The following is a 6102-nucleotide window of genomic DNA, read 5'->3' on the forward strand; positions in this document are numbered from 1 at the left end:
AAACGGAAAGGAACAACGACGCGGCTTCGCCGCCGGGGAAACCCACAACGACCAACGAAGACTAACTCACTCGATGGACCAAATCAGGGGTACACGCCACGTCCCTGCTCCTCGTCGCGCCGAATTCCCAGATACTGTGCTGACTCCGTGCCAACGCGTAGTCAGTATTCTTTGCCATCGGCGAGCATTTTATAGCTGGTGTTGTTGAGGCTAATCACGCCAGAGAGCGGTGCAATCTCAAGCGAGGTTGTCTTGGCAAGGAGCAGGGCGCGCTCACACAGGGTTTCTGGGGTCATAGTGAAAATAAGTCTACCACTTGGGTAAGAGCAGGAAAACGCAGAGATTCTGCAGAATGGAAGACGTGTGTGTTCCAAAGGGAGGAACAAAAAAATGAAGGATTTTTCAAGCGACGGTGTGAGCCGACGCAAGTTTTTGCAAACGGTGGGGGGCATTGCTCTGGGAAGCGCGACGGCGGGGCTCCTGCCCGCTGAGGCGCAGACCACCCCGCGCGTCGCGAAGTCGCCGCAAGCCGAGACGCTGGTCAAGACGCTCTTTGAGAGCCTGACCCCTAAGCAGAAAGAAACGCTCTGCATGCCCTGGGAGCATCCCAAGCGAAGCATGGTGGGAGCAAACTGGGCCATTGTGAAGCCCACGATTGCTGAGATATTCACCGCCGATCAGCAAAAGATGGTCGAGGGAATCCTGCGTGGCGTGACGAGCGAGGAGTGGTACCCACGGGTTCTGGAGCAGATGAAACACGACGGCGGTGGGCTGGAGGAGTACCACGTGGCACTCTTTGGCGACCCCAAGAGTGCGAGTGGCAAGTTCGAGTGGGTGCTCACCGGGCGCCATGTTACGCTGCGTGCTGATGGTCACTCCAACGCCAACGCGGCCTTTGGCGGGCCGATCTTCTACGGCCATGCCCCTAAAGACACCGAAGACCCCAGTCACCCGGGTAATGTCTACTGGCAGCAAGCCCAGCAAGCCAATGCCGTCTTCCAGGCGCTCGATGGCAAGCAGCGCGCCGTGGCGCTCCGGGAGAAGGCGCCCCGTGAGGATCAGATCAAGCTCCAGGGCAAGACCGGAGAGTTTGCTGGAATCGCTATTGGGGAACTCTCCAAGGATCAGAAGAAGCTGGTGCAGAAGACTATGCAGAGCCTGCTCTCGCCCTACCGTCCCTCGGATGCAAGCGATGCGATGAAGGCGATTGAGGCCAACGGTGGGCTGGACAAGATCCACCTCGCGTTCTACAAACAAGAGGATCTGGGCAGCGATGGTGTCTGGGATATCTGGCGGCTGGAGGGGCCTGCGCTGGTTTGGCACTTCCGAGGCGCGCCGCATGTCCATACCTGGGTCAATATCGCAAAAGATGCCAAACTCGCGGATGGGCATGTCTAGATGAAGTCCCTTTATGAGGTGTCCTACTGGTTTCCCTCCGAGGAGTTTGCCGCCCGCAGAGCGCGGGTCTTTGATGCGATTGGCCCTACTGCGTGTGCTCTGATCCAAGGCGGTGGCCCGGTTCTAGGCTTTGAGGTTTTTCGTCAGACCAATGAGTTTTTCTATCTCTGCGGCGTCGAGACTCCCCAGGCATATTTATTGCTAGACGGCAGAACGCGCACTACGGCGCTCTTCGTGCCCGGGAGCAGTGCCGAGGCGCTGGGGCTGAACCTAGACGCGGTGTATGGCTTAGACAGGCTTGAGGAGAAGCTCACGGGTATCACCACCCTCTACACGCCGTACGCACCGCCGGAGGGACGGGTGGAGTGCCGTGATGTCTTGCAGCTCTACGCTCGCACGGTTGCGAAAGACCCCTGGGACGCGGAGATCTCACGCTCGGCGCGCTTCCGGGCGCGGCTGAGTGCGGTGTTCCCCCGGGCTGAGCTGCACGATCTGACACCGATTCTGGATGCGCTTCGCGTGATCAAAAGCCCTCGTGAGATCGAGCTGATGCGCTACACCGGAAAGCTCACCGGGCTTGCTGTTAAAGAGGCGATGCAGGCGACAGCGCCCGGCCTGCGCGAGTACCAGCTCGGCGCGATTGCGGATCACCTCTACCGCGAGGGAGGTGCACGCCGCGAGGGCTACTGCGCGATTATTGCCAGCGGTGCCAATATCTGGGATGGCCACTACAACCGCAACGACTGTCTGCTCACCGACGGCGACTTAGTGCTGATGGACTACGCGCCCGATGTCTGCAACTACACCAATGATATTGGCCGGATGTGGCCCATCAACGGCACCTTCAGTGCACAGCAGCGCACGCTCTACGGCTTTATCGTGGAGTACCACAAAGCCGTCCTGAAGCGCATTCGCCCCGGAGTTCTGCCCCGGGAGCTTCTGGCAGAGGCCGCCGAGGAAATGCGTGGGATTCTGGAGCAAACCACGTTCGCAAAGCCCATCTATGCCGAGGCCGCCCAGCGCACTCTGACGTATCGTGGGCATCTCTCGCATCCGGTCGGGATGGCTGTGCACGATGTGGGCGCCTACTTTGAGGTGCCTATGCAAGTGGGACTGGTGATCTCCATAGATCCTCAGCTCTGGATACCCGAGGAGCAGCTCTATTTCCGTGTGGAGGATACCATCGTGGTCACCGAGACAGGATGTGAGGTTCTGACCGGCCATGTCCCGTTTGAGATCGACGAGATTGAGGCTCTGATGCAAGCGGCTTTTTGACAAGGGATGCAGTCGGTCTGCGTGCCGTCGAGAACCTCATACATGTCCACGGTCTCCACGCGATAATTCTGCACTTACTGGGCTTTGATCACCTCAAACTGACCTGCAAACACAACGGTGGCGACGAGTGCGCAACGGTCAATGCAGGACGAGTCGTACGCGTGGCTCACGAGGGCCTCTTTGTATGAGCCAGTAGCCAGGTGAAGAGCTCCGGGTTATCGTAAGTAGCAGTCCAGGAGTCGTGGCCCGCTTCGGGGTAGGTGGTAAATTTTACTTCCATTGCGCCCGCTTTCTTGAGTGCGTCCACCATGTCCTGCGACTCTTGCAGTGGCACCGTCATGTCTTTCCCGCCATGAAAAACCCAGGTCGGCATGTTCTTCAGGGCTCGCCCCGCCTGACGTGCCTGGCCACCGCCGCAGATCGGGGCAATCGCCGCAAACCGCTCCGGGTTTGCCGTGGCCCAGGCCCAGGTGCCATAGCCGCCCATCGAGAGCCCCGTCAGATAGACACGATCCGTGTCTGCCGAGTACTTCGCCAGCACGTCATCTAGCAGCGCATTGAGCGTCTCGACATCCCAGCCACGGCGCGGAAAGACCGGCGCTTGTGGGGAGACCACAATAAAGGGCAGGTCCTTGCCCTGCGCGATCAGCTTGGGTGGACCGTGGACTTTGACTTTCTCAATATCTGTCCCACTCTCGCCGGAGCCGTGCAGAAAGACCATCACGGGCCACTTCTTCGCCGGGTCTTTGCCGTAGTCCTTGGGTAAGTAGAGCAAGTAGCCCGCCTTGAGCACCTTGGTGACACTCTTCTCCAGTGTCAGCGGCTTCTGTATTCCCGCATCTTGCGCCAGCGACGGCACCGCGCCCAGTGCGAGGAGCGCCAGTAAAACAAATCTTCTTCTCATGCCTAGAGATTCACCACAATGGGCCGGGTATCCTACTCAGTATGAGTGAACAAACTGCCTATGTCACCGGAGCTGATCGTGGCCTCGGGCTGGCGCTCACCGAAGCGCTCCTGATTCGCGTCTTTCGCGTCTTTGCCAGTGAGTACGGCCTACACGCTACGGGCTCAGGCCGAGGGAGGTGAGTGGAGCGGCTCGTCGCCGTACCGCTGCTGCAGGCGATCCAGTTCCTCGTGGAGCTGTGCTTGGACACGGGCGTAGGCGGGGTCGTCGTAGGCGTTGCGGAGCTCGTTGGGGTCTTCCACAAGATCGAAGAGCTCCCAGTAGGGCGACAAGCGGGGATCGGCGTCCACGATCCCATTCCAGGTGACATCGGGGGGATGGAAGTAGATCAGCTTGTGGGTATTGGTGCGAACGCCGTAGTGGGCGCAGACATTGTGGCCACCGTGATCCCAGTAGCGGTAGTAGAACGACTCCTTCCACTGGGGCGGAGTTTCGCCACGTAGCAGGGCGCGTCCAGAGACTCCCTGCATCTGCGGAGGTGCGGGGATACCGGCATATTCTAGCAGTGTCGGGGCAAAGTCCAGGTTCGTGAGTAGTGCGTCCTGGGTGGTATTGGCCGGCACCTCCGCCGGATAGCGCAGGAGAAATGGCATCCGGAGGGAGTGATCGTAGATAAAGCGCTTGTCGTACCAACCATGATCGCCCAGGAAGAACCCCTGGTCGCTGGTGTAGATCACGATCGTGTTGTGCGCCAGGTTGGCTTCGTCGAGGTAGTCGAGCAGGCGGCCCACCGAGGCATCGACGCTGGCCACGCAGCGCAGGTAGTCCTTGATGTAGCGCTGGTAGTACCAGTTCTTCAGCGCCGCTCCGTCGAGGCCCGGTGGCGGATCACCTTTGACATCGCTCCGGGTCAGGTCGCCGAGGATGCGCATCTTAGCCATCGCCGCCGCAGGACGCCCCGCGTAGTCGTCGTCGAAGGTCTCTGGTAAGGGGATTTCTTCGTCCGTGTAGAGGTGCTGGTAGCGCTCCCCCGGCTCCCATCTCCGGTGTGGTGCTTTGTGGTGGACGCAGAGGAAAAAGGGCCGGTCGTCTGTGGGACGCTGAGCGAGCCACTCCAGCGCCTGATCCGTGAGGATGTCGCTGATATACCCTTTCACTTCCGCGCGCCCCGCCGGGGTGATCAGCTCCGGATCGTGGTAGCGCCCGTGACCCGGCAGAATGGACCAGTAGTCGAAGCCCACCGGGTCGGCCGGGACAGCGTTGGGGCCGTGGTGATCGGGGCGGTCGACGTTGTCCGTGATTCCATGCCCGAGGTGCCACTTGCCGAAGATCGCAGTGCTATATCCTGCTGCCTGCAGGAGCTTCTGTAGCTGGACGGGGCGGCGGTTGTCGAGCGGCTGCCACTCGCGCACGCCGGTGACATGCCCGTACTGTCCGGTGAGGATCGTGGCACGGCTGGGGGTGCACAGCGCGTTGGTGCAGTGGCAGTTCGTCAGCCGCACTCCCCCCTGCGCGATGCGATCTATCTCCGGCGTCTGGTTGATACGACTGCCGTAGGTACTGATAGCATGCGCGGCGTGGTCGTCGCTCATGATAAAGAGGATGTTGGGCTTCATTTGGGAGCTAGATTCCGGATTTCCATGCCTAATCCCTTCGCTTCTTCTCGTCGCCGCTTCAAATCCTCCGCTTTCAGGGCATTGACCAGCTCGCGTCTCTCGCCCTCGCCTAGGACACCGGGTTTCGCGGTGCTCTTGCCGGTGTAGATCTGGAACATGTCGGCGAGGGTGAAGCTGTCGTTGCGCTGGGTGTCGAAGGGGAGCCCGGAGTTGTCGGTGGACTTCAGGTTCTCCAGCGGGTTTCTTGCCCAGGCATAGCGGAAGTAGACCGGCTCAGGCACGAGCGGGCTGGAGAGCACGACCACACTGCGCTCCCAGTTCGGCTCTCCTTTGCCGACGTTCTTGTCGAGCCACTGCGCCTTTGCTGGCTGGAAACGTCCGTCTTTTCCCGCGATAGCGAACCCCTGGATCGGGCCATCGTTGAAGGGAGCCGCCCAGGTATCGAGCGTCAAGAGGAGCTTGCCATCTCTGGCCTTGACTTCCTGAAGCTGGGGGGGCAGCCAGCGAATGCTCTTGCCGTACTGGGTCGCCAGAGCCCATTTGGCGATGCGCTCGCCCACGGGAACCTTGATCTGGGGATGGTACCAGGCGCGGTGCTGGTCAAAGCTACTGGCATAGCCGATGTTCTTATCACCTGCCTTGCGGAAGTTAAGAAACGTCTGGTAGTGAACCTCGCGGATGTAGTTTCCTTCGTCTACCATCGGGGGGAGGAAGTTCTCCAGAGTCTGCGGTGGATCCTGGGTCTCCTGAGTGATGATTCCAAAGGGCATGGTGGGATCGTTGAAGGTGGTGCGCCAGGTCTTGATCATCTCCGGAAAGACCCGTGCGTAGAGCTTGTGACCATTGGGCACCAGAGCATCGTTGTAGCCCTGATGCCAGATGACCCCTTTGACCGGCAGCCCGGCGAGG

General features: G+C 60.2%; 8 protein-coding genes. 4 read left to right on the forward strand and 4 right to left on the reverse strand.

The features are described 5' to 3' along the window. Positions 1–161: 161 nt before the first annotated feature. Positions 162–296 (reverse strand): hypothetical protein, encoded by a 135-nt coding sequence (locus tag ACH2ED_RS10475; RefSeq protein ID WP_395090806.1) that lies wholly within the window; start codon positions 294–296, stop codon positions 162–164. Positions 297–390: 94 nt separating this feature from the next. Between ACH2ED_RS10475 and ACH2ED_RS10480 the strand changes: the two genes are divergently transcribed. The 3 genes from ACH2ED_RS10480 to ACH2ED_RS10490 are packed head-to-tail and all read left to right on the forward strand — an operon-like array spanning position 391 to position 2861. Further along, the gene (locus ACH2ED_RS10480) at positions 391–1398 is read left to right on the forward strand and encodes a DUF3500 domain-containing protein (RefSeq protein WP_395090808.1); all 1008 of its coding nucleotides are present in this window, start codon (positions 391–393) and stop codon (positions 1396–1398) included. Next, on the forward strand, positions 1399–2673 hold the full coding sequence (locus ACH2ED_RS10485) for an aminopeptidase P N-terminal domain-containing protein (protein ID WP_395090810.1): 1275 nt from the start codon (positions 1399–1401) through the stop codon (positions 2671–2673). Next, a complete protein-coding gene (locus tag ACH2ED_RS10490) occupies positions 2670–2861 on the forward strand; it encodes a DUF1501 domain-containing protein (RefSeq protein WP_395090812.1) in 192 nt (63 codons plus the stop codon). The genes ACH2ED_RS10485 and ACH2ED_RS10490 overlap by 4 nt, the downstream gene beginning before the upstream one ends. Here the strand turns inward: ACH2ED_RS10490 and ACH2ED_RS10495 are convergent. Continuing rightward, entirely contained in the window at positions 2840–3577 is a 738-nt protein-coding gene (locus ACH2ED_RS10495) for a prolyl oligopeptidase family serine peptidase (RefSeq protein ID WP_395090814.1), read from the reverse strand. The genes ACH2ED_RS10490 and ACH2ED_RS10495 overlap by 22 nt on opposite strands. Positions 3578–3618: 41 nt before the next feature. On the opposite strand from ACH2ED_RS10495, the gene ACH2ED_RS10500 reads away from it, so the two are divergent. Next, positions 3619–3759: a hypothetical protein gene (locus ACH2ED_RS10500; RefSeq protein ID WP_395090816.1), complete on the forward strand. Its 141-nt coding sequence runs from the start codon at positions 3619–3621 to the stop codon at positions 3757–3759. On the opposite strand, the gene ACH2ED_RS10505 is transcribed toward ACH2ED_RS10500, so the two are convergent. Together ACH2ED_RS10505 and ACH2ED_RS10510 are read right to left on the reverse strand one after the other, a co-directional pair. Beyond that, positions 3742–5193 carry a sulfatase gene (locus tag ACH2ED_RS10505; protein ID WP_395090818.1) on the reverse strand — a complete coding sequence of 484 codons (1452 nt, stop codon included), beginning with the start codon at positions 5191–5193 and terminating at the stop codon, positions 3742–3744. The two genes, ACH2ED_RS10500 and ACH2ED_RS10505, sit on opposite strands and share 18 nt — an antisense overlap. Next, a partial coding sequence (locus ACH2ED_RS10510; RefSeq protein ID WP_395090820.1) for a sialate O-acetylesterase occupies positions 5190–6102 on the reverse strand: 913 nt, incomplete at its 5' end. The genes ACH2ED_RS10505 and ACH2ED_RS10510, both read right to left, overlap by 4 nt.

This window comes from Armatimonas sp. (assembly GCF_043757465.1).
In the GTDB taxonomy this organism is placed as follows: Bacteria; Armatimonadota; Armatimonadia; order Armatimonadales; family Armatimonadaceae; genus Armatimonas.

Coding starts and splice junctions, on each gene's coding strand:
- ACH2ED_RS10495 (WP_395090814.1), bottom strand. CDS start 3,577: ATGAGAAGAAGATTTGTTTTACTGGCGCTCCTCGCACTGGGCGCGGTG.
- ACH2ED_RS10485 (WP_395090810.1), top strand. CDS start 1,399: ATGAAGTCCCTTTATGAGGTGTCCTACTGGTTTCCCTCCGAGGAGTTT.
- ACH2ED_RS10480 (WP_395090808.1), top strand. CDS start 391: ATGAAGGATTTTTCAAGCGACGGTGTGAGCCGACGCAAGTTTTTGCAA.
- ACH2ED_RS10475 (WP_395090806.1), bottom strand. CDS start 296: ATGACCCCAGAAACCCTGTGTGAGCGCGCCCTGCTCCTTGCCAAGACA.
- ACH2ED_RS10505 (WP_395090818.1), bottom strand. CDS start 5,193: ATGAAGCCCAACATCCTCTTTATCATGAGCGACGACCACGCCGCGCAT.
- ACH2ED_RS10500 (WP_395090816.1), top strand. CDS start 3,619: ATGAGTGAACAAACTGCCTATGTCACCGGAGCTGATCGTGGCCTCGGG.